General features: G+C 35.5%; 17 protein-coding genes. 14 read left to right on the top strand and 3 right to left on the bottom strand.

The features are described from left to right. Positions 1-11 precede the first annotated feature (11 nt). From HFD15_RS04805 to HFD15_RS04740, 14 genes are all read left to right on the top strand, one after another. Positions 12-443: a DUF3284 domain-containing protein gene (locus tag HFD15_RS04805; protein WP_012897013.1), complete on the top strand. Its 432-nt coding sequence runs from the start codon at positions 12-14 to the stop codon at positions 441-443. Between the two features lie 390 nt (positions 444-833). Next, on the top strand, positions 834-1886 hold the full coding sequence (gene eis, locus HFD15_RS04800; RefSeq protein ID WP_167593301.1) for an enhanced intracellular survival protein Eis: 1053 nt from the start codon (positions 834-836) through the stop codon (positions 1884-1886). 332 nt (positions 1887-2218) lie between these two features. Then, entirely contained in the window at positions 2219-3313 is a 1095-nt protein-coding gene (locus tag HFD15_RS04795) for a DUF871 domain-containing protein (protein ID WP_058208231.1), read from the top strand. Between the two features lie 97 nt (positions 3314-3410). Continuing rightward, the gene (locus tag HFD15_RS04790; protein WP_012897016.1) at positions 3411-4895 is read left to right on the top strand and encodes a PTS sugar transporter subunit IIC; all 1485 of its coding nucleotides are present in this window, start codon (positions 3411-3413) and stop codon (positions 4893-4895) included. Positions 4896-5019: 124 nt separating this feature from the next. Continuing rightward, positions 5020-5226: a hypothetical protein gene (locus tag HFD15_RS04785; protein ID WP_010905174.1), complete on the top strand. Its 207-nt coding sequence runs from the start codon at positions 5020-5022 to the stop codon at positions 5224-5226. Beyond that, positions 5223-5417: a hypothetical protein gene (locus tag HFD15_RS04780; protein WP_012897017.1), complete on the top strand. Its 195-nt coding sequence runs from the start codon at positions 5223-5225 to the stop codon at positions 5415-5417. Before HFD15_RS04785 ends, HFD15_RS04780 begins: the two co-directional genes overlap by 4 nt. Positions 5418-5548: 131 nt before the next feature. Further along, entirely contained in the window at positions 5549-6985 is a 1437-nt protein-coding gene (locus HFD15_RS04775; protein ID WP_010905175.1) for a glycoside hydrolase family 1 protein, read from the top strand. Positions 6986-7048: 63 nt separating this feature from the next. Further along, entirely contained in the window at positions 7049-7501 is a 453-nt protein-coding gene (locus HFD15_RS04770; protein ID WP_003129749.1) for a dUTP diphosphatase, read from the top strand. 252 nt (positions 7502-7753) lie between these two features. Beyond that, positions 7754-9097: a bifunctional UDP-sugar hydrolase/5'-nucleotidase gene (locus tag HFD15_RS04765; RefSeq protein ID WP_021721774.1), complete on the top strand. Its 1344-nt coding sequence runs from the start codon at positions 7754-7756 to the stop codon at positions 9095-9097. A 14-nt stretch (positions 9098-9111) separates the two neighbouring features. Next, positions 9112-9870 (top strand): YutD family protein, encoded by a 759-nt coding sequence (locus HFD15_RS04760; protein WP_012897022.1) that lies wholly within the window; start codon positions 9112-9114, stop codon positions 9868-9870. A 193-nt stretch (positions 9871-10063) separates the two neighbouring features. Continuing rightward, the gene (gene rlmN, locus HFD15_RS04755) at positions 10064-11161 is read left to right on the top strand and encodes a 23S rRNA (adenine(2503)-C(2))-methyltransferase RlmN (RefSeq protein WP_167593302.1); all 1098 of its coding nucleotides are present in this window, start codon (positions 10064-10066) and stop codon (positions 11159-11161) included. Between the two features lie 245 nt (positions 11162-11406). Next, on the top strand, positions 11407-12018 hold the full coding sequence (locus HFD15_RS04750; protein ID WP_003129755.1) for a nitroreductase family protein: 612 nt from the start codon (positions 11407-11409) through the stop codon (positions 12016-12018). Positions 12019-12168: 150 nt separating this feature from the next. Continuing rightward, positions 12169-13149, top strand: a complete 981-nt coding sequence (locus HFD15_RS04745) for a polyprenyl synthetase family protein (protein ID WP_167593333.1) — start codon at positions 12169-12171, stop codon at positions 13147-13149. 222 nt (positions 13150-13371) lie between these two features. After that, positions 13372-14277 (top strand): prenyltransferase, encoded by a 906-nt coding sequence (locus HFD15_RS04740; protein WP_058208234.1) that lies wholly within the window; start codon positions 13372-13374, stop codon positions 14275-14277. Between the two features lie 28 nt (positions 14278-14305). Here the strand turns inward: HFD15_RS04740 and HFD15_RS04735 are convergent, their stop codons facing one another. From HFD15_RS04735 to feoB, 3 genes are all read right to left on the bottom strand, one after another. Beyond that, positions 14306-15454, bottom strand: coding sequence for a CPBP family intramembrane glutamic endopeptidase (locus tag HFD15_RS04735; RefSeq protein ID WP_058208235.1), 1149 nt, complete (start codon positions 15452-15454; stop codon positions 14306-14308). A gap of 280 nt (positions 15455-15734) precedes the next feature. Beyond that, complete coding sequence (locus tag HFD15_RS04730) at positions 15735-15935, bottom strand: hypothetical protein (protein ID WP_003129760.1); 201 nt, start codon at positions 15933-15935, stop codon at positions 15735-15737. After that, positions 15922-18051: a ferrous iron transport protein B gene (feoB, locus tag HFD15_RS04725; protein WP_058208236.1), complete on the bottom strand. Its 2130-nt coding sequence runs from the start codon at positions 18049-18051 to the stop codon at positions 15922-15924. The genes HFD15_RS04730 and feoB overlap by 14 nt, the downstream gene beginning before the upstream one ends. Positions 18052-18096: the final 45 nt, after the last annotated feature.

The following is an 18096-nucleotide window of genomic DNA, read 5'->3' as shown; positions in this document are numbered from 1 at the left end:
GAGAAAAAAAGATGAGAATTGATAAAATAGTTGATGCCCCGAGAGAATTTATCTTTGAAAAAATAATTGATTCGTGTCTATTTGACATTGAAAAAAATACAGGGAAACGTCCGAAAGTTAGAAGCTTAAATGGTTATGAATATAGTAAGAGCTTTGGGAAAAACCAAAGAGGAAGTATTAAAATTACAGAACTGACAGAACCAAGCATTTACGCTTTTACGACTAAAACAAATCGCAATACTTTTAGTACTCGCTGGGAATTGCATAAAATTGATGACCGAAGCACTCAGGTGGTCATTGAAGAGAACCAAACATCAAATGGTTTTATTCAAATGATTAACGACAAAGCCGTTGGTTTTTTCTTGGGACGTTTTAAAAAGCGCCAAATGGTTGCTGTTTTGGATAATGTCAATCGAGCTTACAATGGCGGTAGAGCAAGATAAGTAAAGTGTCAGACAATGAAAATTTTAAGACTTTCAGATTTACAAAGAAATAAGTTGTTTTCATGCGCTTTATTTTCAGTGATAAGCTAGGCGGAAAGATTATAATACTAAACTGAATTTTCAGTTTTACTGTTTGACTTTACTGACAGAATCAGCCTTGAATGATGATTTTGAATTGGAAAGAATTAAAAAGTACTGATTGCTCTTAAGAACAAGATACTGAAAGCTGTCAGTAATTTTGGGCTAAATATTTGGTCTCGAAGAAATTAAAATTTTGATTTGAAACAGCCGATTTTGGCTGTTTTTCTATTGGACGATTAGAAAAATCAAAAAAGTAAACGTTAACAAAAATGTTTTCTTATTCCTACAAATTTGTGTTAAAATGAATTTATGAATGCGAATACAAAAAATAATAAAGAATTTTTAGATTTGGCAACTTATGCCTTTCATAAGCCTAAAACAAAGGAACGGGCAAAAGCTTTTGACAAATTACTTGAATTTTCAACTCCTTATGGCCACTACGAAAATCAAAAACTTACGTCAATGGTGATTGACTCACAATTTAATGTTTATTGGAAAAATCAAGAAGTCAAAACTTCTGGAATTGGTTATGTTGCCAGTTATCCTGAGTTTCGAGGCAATGGAGCCATTCGACAATTAATGACCAAAAGTTTGCGAGATAATTATGAAAAAGGAGTGATTTTTTCATATTTAGCACCATTTTCATATGCTTTTTATGAAAAATTTGGTTATCATTATGCTTTTAATCAAAAACATTATCGACTAGCAGCTCAAGATTTTCCTAAAGGTAAGAGAAGTGCGGGCGAAATTAGTCGAGAAAAGTTTGAGTTTGATGATGAAAATGCTAGTGAATTTTCTGTCAGTAAAAATACAGCCCTTTTTAAAGTACTGACAGAAGTTCATCAAAAGGCTGATAATCAAGGCTCACTTATTCGCTCTCCAGAACTTTGGTCTTACTTTTTCAGTTTTAAATCACAACCTCACTGTGCGATTTATCGCGAAAATGGTAAGGCTTTGGGCTATCTTCTCTATGAATTTTCAGAAATGACATTTGTTATCAAAGAACAGATAACTTTGACTGACGAGGCAAAACAAGCATTTTATCGTTTTATTTCAAGCCATGCTGGTTCATTTTCGGAAATTAGTTGGCAAGCACCTTCAGATACTCTCCTTGAAGAAGAACTGACAGAGCCACAGCGAGCAGAAATTAAACTTGTTCCTTATATGCAGGCACGAATTGTTAACTTACAGGAATTTTTAAAAGTACACGGTCAGCCCGAATTTTCAGTTGAAATTACTGACGAAATTATTCCTGAAAACAATATTAGTCTCGGAGAAGGAAAAAGAGAAAAAATGACCATTGGCCAATTTACGGCAAAAATTTTAAAAGAGAATCAGGCGATTCTTCGTGAATATTTTTAAAAAAGTTACTGACAGCTTTGTCAGTAACTTTTTTGATAAAAATTAAAGAAATTAAAAAATTAGAATATTGTGGGAGGAGGAGTTTGTTTGTTACACTGATATTACTGACAAGAATTGGTATAGGTCAATTCGCCTTATTTTAAAGATTTTAACGAAAGAAAGCGTTAAACCTATCTAAAAATGAGAATTTATCGTTAATGTTTCAATTTAAGAAACATGTTTTTTTTAAGATGATATCGCTTGCAAAAATGAAATGAAAGCCTTATCATAGACTTAAGGTTTATTTCAGAAATAAAAAAAGGAAATAAACAAATAAGAAAAAGGAGAAAAAAATGGGAAAATTAGGGGTATCTATCTATCCAGAACGCTCAAATTTTGAGGCAGATAAAGCTTATCTTGATTTAGCGCATCAATATGGATTTAAGCGTGTCTTCACTTCTTTACTCGAAATTGATGGAGATAAAGAAGGGGTTCTTGCAGCTTTCAAAAAAGTTGTTGATTACGCCAATCAGTTAGGAATGGAAGTCATGGTGGATATCAATCCAGGTCTCTTTACACAACTTAACATTAGTTATGATGACCTCAGCTTTTTCCATGAAATGGGTGCAGATGGAGTTCGACTTGACATAGGATTCACAGGAGCCGAAGAAGCCAGAATGACCCGAAATCCTTACGGAATCAAAATTGAAATCAATATGAGTCAGGGAACAACCTATGTTGATTCAATAATGGATTACTCACCTGATACTGAAAAACTGTTGGGAAGTCACAATTTCTACCCACATCGTTACACAGGATTGGAATTTAACCATTATCTTAAATGTACAGAAAAATTCAAGGGCTATAATTTAAACACCATGGCCTTTGTCAATTCGCAAGCAGCAACATTTGGTCCTTGGCCAACTCAAGATGGCCTTTGTACTCTTGAAGACCACAGAAGCCTTGAAATTGCGACACAAGTTAAACATTACAAACTCCTCGGTGGAATTGATGATGTGACTATTGCCAATGCTTATGCGAGCGAAGAAGAACTTAAAGCAATGAGCCAAGCATTTAACGCAAGCATGCCTGAGATTAAAGTCGTTCCACGTGAAACAATCAGCGAAAATGAACGCAAATGTCTTTTTGAAGCGACACATAGCTACCGTGGTGATAAATCAGCTTACATGCTCCGTTCAACAATGACAAGAATCACTTATAAAGACCTTGAATTCCCCGCTCACGATACTGATAAAATTCAACGTGGCGATGTCATTATTGACAACGAAGGCTATGGTCAATATAAAGGTGAGACTCAAATCTCCTTACGTGAAATGGAAAATGATGGTCGAGTCAATGTCGTTGGACGTATCGCAGATGATGAATTATTCCTACTCGATTTCCTAAAACCATGGAGCTCATTTAAACTTATCGAGAGCAAAAAATAATCGATAATCTATGCCTGTCAGTACTGACAGAACCTTAATTATGTTCAAAAAGTTTTTTTGAAAGTTATTTATTATTATATTATAAAGGAGGAATTCCATGAACGGAATTACTGCGTGGATGGAGAAATATCTCGTCCCTGTTGCGGCAAAGATTGGGTCTCAAAAACACCTAGTTGCGCTGCGTGACTCATTTATCGGTATGTTGCCAGCAACACTTGCTGGTGCCTTAGCTGCCATGATTTCAGCTATCGTGACAACATTCCCGTCAGCTATCCAACAAATGATGTTGGGAGCAACAGCATTCTCAAAATTAGCACCAGAGAAAGTCTGGACACTTGCTAATACACCAATCATTGGTGATTTGAACAATATTTCAGCCCTTGTTAACCAAGGTACACTGACAGTTATTGGTCTTATCTTTGCCTTTTCTTGGGGTTACAATTTGGCCCGTGCTTACGGAGTCAATGACCTCGCTGGTGGTATCGTATCAGTTGCAACCTTATTTGCAGGTTTGCCAAACCAAATGGGTAAATTTACAGCAGCCCTTGGTACAGGTAAAGCTGGTGTAGCAGCAACTGACAAGCTTAATGGCGTTCTTGGTGATCAAGGACTTGCCGCTTGGAAACCACTCTTTGCCTCAGCTCACCTCGATGCTGGAGCTTACTTCACAGTTATTATTATGGGTGCCCTTGCAGTTATTATTTATGCAAAACTCATGCTTGCTGACATCACAATTAAGATGCCAGAATCAGTTCCACCTGCAGTAGCAAAAGCTTTCTTAGCAATCATTCCTACAATTGCAGCACTTTATATCGTTGGTCTAATCTACTACATCATTGGTAAATTGACAAATGACTCTGTCATTAACCTGATTACCCACTATATCGCAGAGCCATTCCAAATTCTGTCACAAAATATCTTCTCAGTACTGATTGTTACACTCTTTGTTTCAGTCTTCTGGTTCTTCGGACTTCACGGACCAAACGTTTTGGCACCAGTACTCGATGGTATCTGGGGACCTCTTGGACTTAATAACCAAGCCCTTTACTTCCAAGTTCACTCACAAGGTATCCGTGACTTGATTGCTAAAGGTGCGGTTGATAAAGCACATGCCATTAATGGTGACTACGTTAACCTTTGGGTACGTGGTTCATGGGACGCCTTTGCATGGTTTGGTGGATCAGGTGGTACAATTACACTTGTTATTGCAATCATTCTCTTCTCTAAACGTAAAGACTACAAGATTGTTGGACGTCTCGGACTTGCACCTGGTATCTTCAACATCAACGAACCAGTCCTCTTCGGTCTGCCAGTTGTCTTGAATGCAATCTTCTTTATTCCATTTGCAGTCGCTCCATTGATTTCTGTAATCATTGCCTACACTGCAACAGCCCTTCACTTGGTTGACCCAGTTGTCAATGCTGTGCCATGGGTAACACCACCAATTATGAATGCCTTCATGGCAACCGGTTTTGACTGGCGGGCAATTGTCCTTACAATTATTAACTTGATCATTACCTTTGTTATCTGGGTACCATTCGTTATCGCAGCTAACAAGTTGGAAGAAACTGAACTCGACTAAATTTGAAATTAATGGTAGAGCAAGTAAGAAAACTTGCTCTACACATTTTTTGTTAAATCTGGTAAGATTTATAATATAAACCTTATCAGATGTGATAAAAAACACTCATAGAGGAGGAAATACTATGATACTCGTAAATTCTGCAATGATGCAAAAAGAAATTATTCAACTTTTAGAAGAAAATGGCTTTAAACATACAAAAAAACAAGGATTAAAACTTTTCTTTGAAACACCAACAGATGACGCAACGACTGACGCAGCAATGGCTAAACAGCTAATTAAAGGAAGCTCATTTGGAGCAGCTGTCTTCTTTAATGTGAGTGTTGTATGAGTACCTGGGGCATCGCTTTTATCAGTTTAGGTCTATTGCTTGTGGCTTATCATAACTGGCTTGGTTTAGCAATCGTTTTAATTGGCTTGGCAATGATTCTTATTGCACGCAGCCAAAAAAAGAAAGCCAACAAAATAGAAGCAGAAAATCAACAAGCACATAAAGATATAAAAATAAAATCAAGAAAATAAAGTTGTCTTTTAAGACAACTTTTTTTAGGATAATCACGTAAAAATAAAAAAACAAATTCCAAAAGATAAAACAAAATAAAACGGTTACAAATGTTATAATATAGACTATAAACAAGTAATGGGGGAATAAAATGGAGCACAAAAAATTAAAAGCATTTCCAAATGATTTTCTATGGGGTTCGGCTTCGGCAGCCTATCAAGTTGAGGGAGCACCTTTTGAAGATGGCAAAAAAGCCAGTGTCTGGGATAATTTTGTCCGTATTCCAGGCAAGACTTTTAAAGGAACGAATGGGGATGTCGCTGTTGATCATTATCATCGCTATAAAGAAGATGTGGCTTTAATGAAAGAGTTGGGCCTTAAATCCTACCGTTTTTCAATTGCTTGGACGCGGATTTTACCTGACGGACGTGGCGAAGTCAATCAAGCAGGCTTGAAATTCTATGAAGATTTGATTGATGAGTTGATTGCTAATGAGATTGAACCAATTGTCACGATTTATCATTGGGATTTGCCCCAAGCCTTAGAAGATTTATATGGTGGTTGGGAATCACGAGAAATTATTGCAGATTTTGTTAACTATGCTGAAGTTTTGTTTAATGCTTTTAAAGGTAAAGTAAAATATTGGGTATCGCTTAATGAACAAAATATTTTTACAAGTCAAGGTTGGTCACTCGCGACTCACCCACCTGGAAAAAGAGATATGAAACTTTTTTATCAGGTCAATCATATTGCTAATCTGACAAATGCTGCGGTAATCAATAAATTTCATGAACTTGAAATGGATGGACAAATTGGCCCTTCGTTTGCCTATACGCCACAATATGCTAAGGATTCTGACCCACTCAATGTTTTAGCGGCTGAAAATGCAGAAGAGCTTTATAGTCACTTTTGGATGGATGTTTATCTTTACGGAGAATACCCAATTGCGGCAATGGCTTATTTACGTGAAAATGGGCTAGCACCTGAATTTGAAGCAGGGGATGCTGAACTTTTGAAATCAGCTAAACCTGATTTTCTAGGTATTAATTATTACCAGACAGCTACTAACGCATGGAATCCAGTTGACGGAGGAGTTGGAGTCGGTTCCTTTAATACAAGTGGTAAAAAAGGAACAACCAAAGAATCAGGAATTCCAGGCCTCCATAAAAAAATTCAAAATCCTTTTATTGACCGAACAAATTGGGATTGGGAAATTGACCCTGAAGGCTTGAGAATTGCACTTCGTCGTATCACTTCTCGTTATCGTATTCCAGTGATGATTACAGAAAATGGCTTGGGCGAATATGATAAAGTTGAAGATGGAAAAATTCATGATGATTATCGAATCAAATATCTAGAAAGTCATGTTAAAGCAATCAAAGAAGCGATGACGGATGGAGCAAAAGTCATTGGTTATCACACTTGGTCTTATACTGACCTCCTTTCTTGGTTAAATGGCTACCAAAAACGTTATGGCTTTGTCTATGTTGACCAAGATGAAACAATGGAAGGTTCATTGAAACGGATACCGAAGGATTCTTATTACTGGTATCAACATCTCATCGAAACAAATGCTGAAGAAGTCTAAATGAAAAGCGCTCTCTGAGTGCTTTTTTTATGATATAATAGAAAAAAACAAATGAGGTAAGAGATGAAAATTCGTGGATTTGAAGTGGTAACTAAATATAAAAATGCTGGAATTAATATACCAAAACGTTCAACTGAACATTCAGCAGGTTATGACATTGAAGCAGCTGAAACCGTTAGTTTTGCGCCAGGGGAAATTAAATTAATTCCAACAGGTTTGAAGGCCTATATGCAGTCAGATGAAGTACTTTATATGTATGACCGTTCATCAAATCCTCGTAAAAAAGGCTTGGTTTTAATCAATTCAGTAGGTGTTATTGACAAGGATTACTATAATAATCCTGATAATGAAGGGCATATGTTTATGCAGATGCGTAATTTCACTGATGAAGAAGTCGTAATTGAAAAAGGGGAGCGCGTGGTTCAGGGAGTCTTCATGCCTTTCTTGGTCGCTGATGGTGATGAAAATCAAGAAAAAGAAGAACGGACTGGTGGATTTGGGTCAACAGGAGCTTAATCCAAATTAAAGTAATTTAAGAAGCGCAATAGCGCTTTTTATTTTTGCGAACAGAAGCTTTTAAAGCCTATTCATATTGCCTGTGTTATAAATCTTATGTTTGTCACAAGCAAACTGCTAGGGCATCTGTAGATGCTTTATTGCTCTGAGGAAGATACTATAGCAATCTTAAGTTTCACTTGCTTATAAATTAGGCGAAAGCTAGTAAGACGAAATATTGTTTAGCCTTAGTAGCTATGCTATAATAGTATTATGAATAAACTGCGTATCCTCCATTTGAATGATTTACACTCTCACTTGGAACGTTTCCCTGTGATTGAGCGTTTTTTTGCGGAAAAATCACATGAAGAAGTTGAAAGTTTGTCTTTCGACTTGGGTGACAATGTGGATCGGGTTCATCCTTTGACGGAGGCAACAGAGGGACAATTTAATGTTGAATTGATGAATCGTTTAGATTTGACGGCGGCGACAATAGGTAATAATGAGGGATTAGGACTGACACATGAGATGCTTTCTCATCTCTATGATGAAGCTAATTTTCCTGTTCTCTTGTCAAATTTGGCGACAAATTTTGCACAATTTGAGCCTTTGATAGTCACGACTTCATTTGGCTTACGAATTGGATTAATTGGTTTGACAGCCCCTTATGTTCTTGCTTATCCACAGGCGGGCTGGGAATTGTCAGACCCTTTTGTGGTTTTAGATGAACTTTTACCAAAACTGGATTGTGATTTTACCATTTTACTTTCTCATTTGGGTAAGAATGTTGATGAGCAAATTGCGAAGGACTATGATGAGATTGACTTGATTATTGGAGCTCATACACATCATTTATTTGAACATGGTGCTCAAGTTAATCAAACCCTTCTTGCAGCTGCTGGACGCTACGGCGAATATGTGGGGCAAATTGATTTAACTTTTAATGAAAATAATCAATTAGTTGATGCACAAATTGAAGCTATAGCAACCAATACGCTTCCTCAAAGAAAATCGGATTTGGTAGAAACCAATGGTTGGGAACTGAGAGGCCATAAACTCTTAGAAGGAACAGTCGTTGCTGATTTACCTAAAGCTTTACCTAATGTTTTACCGGATTTCAAGGGAAGTCATTATTTGGCAAAAATCTTTGCGGATTATGGAAATACAAAACTTTGTCTCATGAATTCCGGTTTGTTGGTGACAGATGAATTACCAAATCATTTAACTTTAGATGATTTACATGAATTTTTACCCCATTCGATTCGTTTAGTTCGTTTCACATTTACAGGTGAAGAACTTAGACAAGTTTTGCTTGAAATTATGGATGTTTCGGATTTCCTTGCCACCCAAAAAATTCAAGGAATGGGTTTTCGTGGAAAAACATTTGGTTCTCTTATATTTCATGGAATTGAGCCACGCGAAGGTGATTTTTACATAAAAAATTCGGAAAATCAGTCACTTGAAAAAATTTCTGATGAAGAGAGTTATCAAATTGTTTTACCTGACCAATATTTGTTTGCTTGGTATTTCCCTTTATTGAAAAAATTGGGAAAATCAGAAATTTTATTCCCTTATTTCTTACGAGAAATTATAGTAGAACATTTTAAAAATAAATAGAAATAGAAAAATTAATGGCTAAAGTAATAGACGAAAGTAAGTTAAATTATAATAAATATCCTGGCGAACATGTTATGGCAGTAGGGGAAGTTGTTCAAGTTGGACAACGAACTTTTCATATTGTTCATAATTATCGTGAGGCTTTTGATGCGGAAAAATTAGAACAACGTTTTTCTGATGTTTTAGATAAGTATGATTATATTGTGGGAGATTGGGGCTTTGAGCAATTGCGTTTGAAGGGTTTTTTCTCAACCAGTCGTAGAAAAATGTTGGCAGACAATAAAATTGATCATCTTGAAGATTATGTCAATGAATATTGTAATTACGGTTGTGCTTATTTTGTTTTACGGCGGATTCGGACAAAAGATGAAGCCTTTGTTTCTGAGAAACTTTTTACCGAAAAAGAGTTGAAGCAAGGATTTGATAAGCCACGTCGTAAGAGAAATCGCAATCGAAATCGGGTGCGTGATGAGCAAAAAGTTAATGCTAAAGAAGACAAACGTTCAGAAAATTCATTAGAAGCTCGAAAAGATTTTAAAATTCGTGAAAAATCTACTGACAGAAAACCAAAAGTTACTGACAAAAATAAAAAAGTTTCTGTCAGTAAAAAATCTCAAGAGAGAAAAACAGACAATAAAAAACAAAATCCAGCTAAAGATTCTGATAAAAAATTTACAATGAAAAAACGGAATCCTCGTAAAAAAGTTGAGCAAACAGAGACTAAAAAGCAAGAGAATCAAGGCTTTGTCATTCGTAATCGTAAAAAGGATTGAGGATTTTGTAAAAGTTATTTGACGGTCAGCCAACTTGTCAAAGACTAAAAATTATCGTAGAATTAACATTTATGGACTTCTAAGTGATTTAGTTTTTCATAAATAAATGATAATAATTTAAATTGATTTTATGAGTGTATTCAAGGGATATGAAAAATTGCACGATTAAAATTTGAGATACTTAAGGAAAATAATGACAGAGAATATAATAACAGAAACGCATCCTTCAATTTATGGATTGACACGTGACCAATTAATTGAATGGGCAATTGAAAATGGAGAAAAGAAATTCCGAGCAACTCAGGTTTGGGATTGGCTTTACCGTAAACGTGTTCAATCTTTTGAAGAAATGAGCAATTTATCAGCTGCTTTTATTGATAAACTTAATGAGCATTTTATTTTGAATCCATTAGAACAAGTTGTTGTTCAAGAATCTGCTGACGGAACAGTGAAATATCTATTTATGCTTCCTGACAAGATGATGATTGAAACAGTTTTGATGCGTCAATCTTATGGTTTGTCTGTTTGTGTTACAACTCAAGTAGGTTGTAATATGGGTTGTACTTTCTGTGCTTCTGGGATTTTGAAAAAAGAACGTGATGTGACTGCTGGGGAAATTGTCAGCCAAATCATGCTCGTTCAAAAATACTTTGATGAACGTGGTTTAGATGAACGTGTTTCACACGTGGTAGTTATGGGAATTGGTGAACCTTTTGATAATTACGAACATCTAATGAACTTCTTGCGTGTTATTAATGATGATAATGGGCTGGCAATTGGGGCCCGTCACATCACAGTTTCGACTTGTGGATTTATGCCAGCAAAAATTAAAGAATTTGCGCATGAAAATCTACAAATCAATTTAGCAATTTCACTTCATGCTCCAAATAATGAGTTGCGTACTTCATTGATGCGTATTACTCGTAACGCACCACTTGAAAAACTTTTTGAAGCGATTGACTATTACACAGAAACAACCAATCGACGTGTGACTTACGAATATATTATGCTTTCTGGTGAAAATGACAGCCCAGAAATTGCTCAACAATTGGCTGACTTGATAAAACCTAGAAATAAATTGTCTTATGTTAACTTGATTCCATACAATCCAGTTGCAGAACATATTAAATATGAACGTTCAACAAAAGATAATACGGCAAAATTTTATGATGTTTTGAAGAAAAATGGCATTAACTGTGTCGTTCGTCAAGAACATGGAACAGATATTGATGCAGCTTGTGGACAATTACGTTCAAAACAAATTAAGAAAAATAAGGCCAAATTAGCCTAATAGAAAAACTGCTGACCAGGCAGTTTTTTTATTTCCACTTTTGTCAGTAAAATATTTCGGAAATAACCTATATTTAATAAAAAAAATAAATATAATGAATAAATATGCTATGCAAAAGTGACAAAAATTTGCTAAAATATAAACAAAGAAAAAACGGGTGTCTGCTCTACTAGACTTAGAAATTGATGCAAACAATTTCAGAGAAACTATTCAGCTACATCTCATAAGAGGAATAGAGGAGTATCATGGATTACGTAAAGCTCAATAAATCACGACACAAAGTAAAAAACTTTGATGGTAAAAAAATTCCCACAGTGGATGTTAAACAAATTATTTCTGCAGCAAGTTTAGCTCCTTCTGCCCACAATATTCAAAGTTGGCATTTTGTCATTGTAGAATCAGAAGAAAAACGGGAAGCATTACTTTCTGAAGTTGATCCTGGCAATCACGAACAAATCAAACAAGCTGGTGCAGTCATCGTCCTCTTTAGCGATACAGATTTAGTTGAACGTTCTCGTGATATTGCTAGATTAGGAGCTGGAGAGTTGGACGATGAACAACTTCTGCGCTTCAATAGTCGTTATCCACAAATGTATGAAGGATTTGAAGAACTTCATGAAAGTAATTATCTTTCAATCAATATTGGTTTGGTTACAATGAATCTTGTTTTGGCTATTAAAAATTACGGTTATGAAAGCAACATCATCATGGGCTTTAATCGAACTCAAAAAGTGAATGAACTTTTAGAAGTTGAAAAACGTTATCGCCCAGAACTAATTATTCCGCTTGGAAATTCAGAAGACAAAGGAAAACCAAGTTACCGCCTACCTCAAAGTCAAATTATGGAAATTCGATAAAAAAAGGAGTTCATCTGAACTTCTTTTTACTTATGAAAAAAAGGCATTATGTTCGCAACATTGGGTCTATTTTGCTAAAATGGAGTAAGATATTTGATAAGTCATTATCAAAAGAAATGAATGAATTATCGAGAGGAAAGAGAAAAAACATTGCTCACATTTTGGCAGGATTATCCCGAAATTCAGAATAAATTAAAGGATGTCCAAGCGCTCATGATTGAGCGTTTAAAAATTAATAATCAAGAGATAGAAGCAGCACTAGAGAAATTTGCATCACGTGGCGGGAAAATGGTTCGTCCTGCGCTTTTTTTGCTGTTCGTTGGGATTGTCCCTAATGGCTCTAAAGATGAAGAGAAGCTCATTAAAATCGCTGCATCATTAGAGATGCTTCATTCAGCAACATTGATTCACGATGATATTATCGACGACTCTCCTTTAAGACGTGGTTTACCGTCAATAGAGTCACAATTTGGCAAAGATGTAGCTGTTTATGCTGGAGATTTTGTTTATACTGTTTATTTTGAATTATTGATTGAAACCATGAATGGGACAAGTTTTGTCGCTAAAAATGCTCAATCAATGAAAAAAATTCTTCAGGGTGAATTGACTCAAATGCAATCTGCTTTTGACAAAAATAATACAGCGAGACGCTATATGAAAGCAATTAGTGGAAAAACAGCTGAATTACTGAGTCTTAGCTGTTTAGAAGGTGTTTATTTTGCTGGTGGGGATAAAAAATTACAACATTCTGCCCGTAAAATTGGTCGAGCAATTGGTCTTGCTTTTCAAGTTTATGATGACATTTTAAATTTTACAGTAGGACTTGATGAAGCTGATAAACCTATTTTGACAGATTTCCGTCAAGGGATTTATACATTACCTTTACTCTTGGCTCGTGAAGTAAATGATGAAGCGATTGCTCCTTATTTAGAAGCGCCAGAAAATTTGTCAAGACAAGAATGTTTAGATTTAGCAGAATTAGTGACAGAATCAGGTGGGATAGCAGGAGCGCTCCTTGTTGCTGGAAGATTAACAGAACTGGCTTTGAATGAAATTCGGAAATTACCAGAGTCGCCAAATCGGCAGATTTTAGAAGAAGCAACACAAATTTTATTGGAAAGAAATTATTGAAAACCTGTCACTGACAGGCTTTTTCATAGAAAATTTTACTGACAGCTATTAGAAAATTTTTCTGTCATTAACTTTTTTATCTCAAAATTTCTGTCAGTAACTTTTGAGATAAAGCTTTTAAAGCTAGTATTTCTCTAGTTTGATTTTAAAAGTTTTGATTTAAAATGTGATAAAATAAGAAATAGTTTTTATAGACGAATTGATAAATAAAAAGAGGAAATAATGAATTTTAAAATATTTGCTGAACTAATTGAATTGAAAGCTAAAACTGCTTCAATTTTTCCATTTTTACTAGGGCTTGCTTACTCGCTTTATCATTATCAGTCAGTCAATTTGTCAGCACTTGCCATTTATTTTGTGGCAATGTTTATGTTCAACTGTTTTGTTGATATTTGGGACAACTATAATGATTATCATAAAGCAGTAGATACAGATGATTATCAAAAAAATACAAATATTATCGGACGCGAGAACTTATCAATGGGACTCATCAAAAGTTTATTGGCCTTTTTCTTTTTTGGTAGTCTGATTTTAGGAATTATTGTCGCTTTAATGACTGGTTGGGCAGTCTTTTGGTTGGGACTACTCTGCTATGCTGTTGGAGTTTTCTATGCTGGAGGGCCAAAACCACTCTCATCACTTCCACTTGGGGAACTTTTATCAGGTTTGACAATGGGTTATGTCATTTTTCTGATTTGCCTTTATATCAATAGTTCTCAGAATTTTGTTTGGTCATTTGCGAATCTGGCAACAACTTTCTTGATTGCTTTACCTAATACATTATTGATTGCAAATCTGATGTTAGCCAATAACACCTGCGATTTAGAAGAAGATGAAGCCAATCACCGCTACACAATCGTGCATTATATTGGGAAAAAGGCAGCACTTATTTGGTGGACTACAGCTTTAATTTTGGCTTTTGTTGCCATTGTTGTTGCAGTAATTTTAGGATTACTTTCTCCAATTATGCTTTTAATTCTGTTAATTGCACCATTGATGATAAAATTTGCTCGACCATATTTGCAAAAACAAGTAAAAAAAGAAACATTTATTTCATCAGTTAAAATCTTAATGGTTTTTCAACTTGTACAAGTCCTACTATTCTTTGTTAGTTTAATTTTTAATTAAATTTTAAAAAAGAAAAACTCCAAATGAATTAATTTGGAGTTTTATTATTGATTGTTTTAGATTGATTTGTTTTTTCAGTTAGTGGTCTTGCACCATTAACCAGAGCGATTAAAGCAAAGACTGGACCACCGATATAAGGAAGTAATAACCAGCAAAGATTTCCTAAGTGGAAATCAAAGAAAACAATTAAAAAGATATATAGGGCGATTCCTAGAAGAAATAAAAGATAAATAGGTAATGCTTTATTTGCAATTTCTGCTCGACTGCCAGCACTAGTAGATATTTTTGAAAAAAGGAGCATCGTTGGTAAAATCAAAATTCCATAAATCATTGAAACTAGGGCAAAAATTCTACGGAAAGTTGAACTTTGAGCAAGAGTAGGTAACTTACGGGCCGTAAGTTGTGGACTACGTTCTTGAATAGCGGCAATGAATTCTTCTCTTTGAGTCCAACCCGTGTAAAATAATGCGAAAGCGAGTGTACCAAAAATAAACCATTCGTAGAGAATTGTCAGAGGGTTGGTTTGTTGTGAAGATAAACTACCCGAACTGGCCATGATTGCCATGAAATCATTCATGGCATGTACCACAATCGCAAAAATCAAATTGCTTGTTTTCATGTAAACCACAGCTGCGAAAAGTCCAAAAGCCATAACTCCAAGAACTTGAATGATAGTATTTCCTAAAGGTTGATTACGAATATTGACCAAATGCATGAGTCCAAATAGTATACTTGAAATAAATAAAGGAACAATAATCTTATCTTTAGAATTTTTAACTAAAATACCAAAAATCAAACCTCTAAAAGAGAGTTCTTCAGCAAAACCAATTAATAAAGTGGCTCCAATGGCTAGAAAAATATACGAAGTGGGGGCATGTTTTCCTATTGCAAGAACTAAACCTGCCAAAAACATGACTAAAGGAAGAATGAGCATTCCTAATGCTTTTTTCCAGTTATATCCTTTAAATAGCAATTTTTGATGCCAGAAAAAATGATTGAGTAGCAGTAAGATGATGATAATTGGAATTTCTTGAATAATAATAGAGGTTAGTGAAGCAAAATGTCCGAGGCTGCGTAACCAATTGATAAGACCAAGAGCCTTGAGAATAGGATTGAGTGCCAGTAAGTAGGCAAGCCAGACCAAGAAAACACTAAAGACGCTGATGTATTTTTTCATAGAAGACCTTTCTTGAGTTAAAAAATAGTTGTCAGTGAGCCTTTGTGAAAAAACTTTGACAGATTTTGCATAATGTTTCAGTTATATTTTGATTATAGTTATAAATTTTCTTCTTGTCAATTATAAACAAAGGGTAAGTGACAGGCAGATCAAGATTATTAAGTAAAAAGTACTGACAAATTTATCGGTATTCTAAAACATTCAAAATAAGCTAAAAAAAATACTGACAGACTTGTTATGGTAGTAAATTTAACCATAATAAATCTGTCAGTAACTTTTTTTAATTACAACAATCATGTTTAACATCTGTTTTTTTAGTTGAATGAGATTCAGCTGAAACGGGTAGAGCCGCCGCTCCCTTGACCGGACAAGTGTTAACATTGCAGTCTTCGCAAGCCCCTTTGCTACGAACAGTTTTAAAAATGGCAAATCCAGTAATAATGAGGATGACAGCCAAAATGACAATACTAGCTAAGTTCATAAGTAAGACCTTTCCCTTTTCTGAAAATGAAATATAAACCAACCGACAATACAATTAATGCTAATAAACTAAAAACATCAAAGTTTTGTGAGCTAAACAAACTACCCAATTGATAAATAATGAAGCTCATGCTATAAGCAACTAAAGTTTGAAAACCAACCGCTCGTAAAGTCCAACGAACATCGCCCATTTCCTTATAAATTGTTGAGATTGCAGCAACACATGGCGCGCAAAGCAGATTGAAAACAAGGAGAGAATAAGCGGAAAGAGGAGTATAAGTGGCTTGGACAGCAGACCAAAGTTGGTGACTGTCAGAAGAATTATGAGCAAACAGGACACCCATTGTTCCGACAATTGTTTCTTTGGCAATTAGTCCAGTAATTGTAGCGACTGTTGCACGCCACTCGCCAAAACCAAGAGGAGCAAAGATAACAGCAACAACTTTACCAACATCAGCAAGAATGGATTGACTCGCATCAACATGTGCCAAGGTCCAATTATAATTTGAAGTGAACCAAATCAAAACATTCATAGCGAAAATGATCGTACCAGCCCGCTTGACGAAAGAAAACGCACGGTCGAAAGCATATTTTAAAACAGTCATCGCATAAGGTAAATGATAGGCAGGAAGTTCCATGATGAAAGCCGAAGTATCACCAGAAAACATCCTTGTTTTTTTCAAAATAATACCGGAGAGAATAATCATGGACATTCCCAAAAAGTAAGCACTAGGAGCAACCCAAGAAGCATGAGGGAAAAAAGCACCAGAAACTAATGCGATAATAGGGAGTTTGGCAGAACAAGGCATAAAAGTTGTGACCATAATTGTAATTTTTCGGTCACGCTCTTGCTCAATCGTTCTCGTCGCCATAATTCCAGGTACGCCACAGCCAGAAGCAATAAGCATGGGAATAAAAGACTTACCAGAAAGGCCAAAGCGTCTAAAAATTCGGTCCATGACAAAGGCTACCCGAGCCATATATCCAGAATCTTCCAGAATTCCTAAAAGTAAAAATAGCACAAAAATCTGTGGAACAAAACCTAAAATTGCCCCAATTCCGGCAACGACACCATTTAAAACTAAATCTTGAACCCAAGGAGTAACAGCTAAAGCATTCATTCCATTGGCAATTAAATCAGGAAGCCATTGACCAAAGAAGACATCATTGAGCCAATCGGTCGCTGCTGTTCCGACAGTTTGAATAGAAATAAAATAGACCAACCACATGATGAAGACAAAAATAGGAAGTCCCAACCATTTATGGGTAATAATCTGATCGATTCGATCTGTCAGATTAATTTTACCAGTTTCAGTCTGAGTAACGCAAAGTTGAACAATATGACCAATTAAATCATAACGTTCATTAACGATAATTGATTCACGGTCATCTGCCATTAATTTTTCGATGATAGAAACAATTTCCTCAATTTCAGCCAGTTGTTTTGCTGATAAGCCAGTTTGAGAATTGTCAGTAGGAACTTGCTGACTTAGCGCTTTATCTGTTTCTCCAGCTAATAAAAGTTTGTCGCCTTCGAAAACTTTTATTTGTTCAAAACGATTGGTAAAACCAGTTGCTTTACCAATTTCCGAGAGCGCCCCTTCAAGTCGATGGTCATAATCTAAAGGCTGACTTTCATGACTTTTAAGTGCTACTTTAACAACCTCATCTAAACCTTTATTTTTAATGGCCGAGGTTGTAACAACAGGAATTCCAAGGCTATAAGAAAGTTTTTCAATGTCGATTTTTTTTCCTTGACCAGCCAAAAGGTCGCTCATATTAAGCGCTAAAACCATAGGGATTCCAAGTTCCATCAGCTGTAAAGTCAAATAAAGTGAACGCTCTAAATTCGTTGAATCCACAATATTAATGAGGGCATCCGGTGGTGTTTTTGTCAAAAAATCTCTGGCAACTTGCTCATCAAGTGAATAAGGAGAAAGAGAGTAAAGACCGGGCAAATCTTGGATACAAATACTTTTATCTTTTCGATAAAATCCAGATTTCTTTTCAACAGTGACCCCCGGCCAATTACCAACTTGCTGATTTGATCCGGTTAGTTGATTAAAAATACTCGTTTTTCCACTATTGGGGTTTCCGAGTAGTGCAATTATTTTCATATTATTAAAATTTCTTCTTAAATTTCGTTAGACTTTGTTAGGTGT

Source organism: Lactococcus sp. EKM203L, assembly GCF_011800585.1.
GTDB lineage: Bacteria > Bacillota > Bacilli > Lactobacillales > Streptococcaceae > Lactococcus > Lactococcus lactis.
Note: the sequence above shows the minus strand (reverse complement) of the source record. Positions and strands in the feature narration are given on the sequence as shown.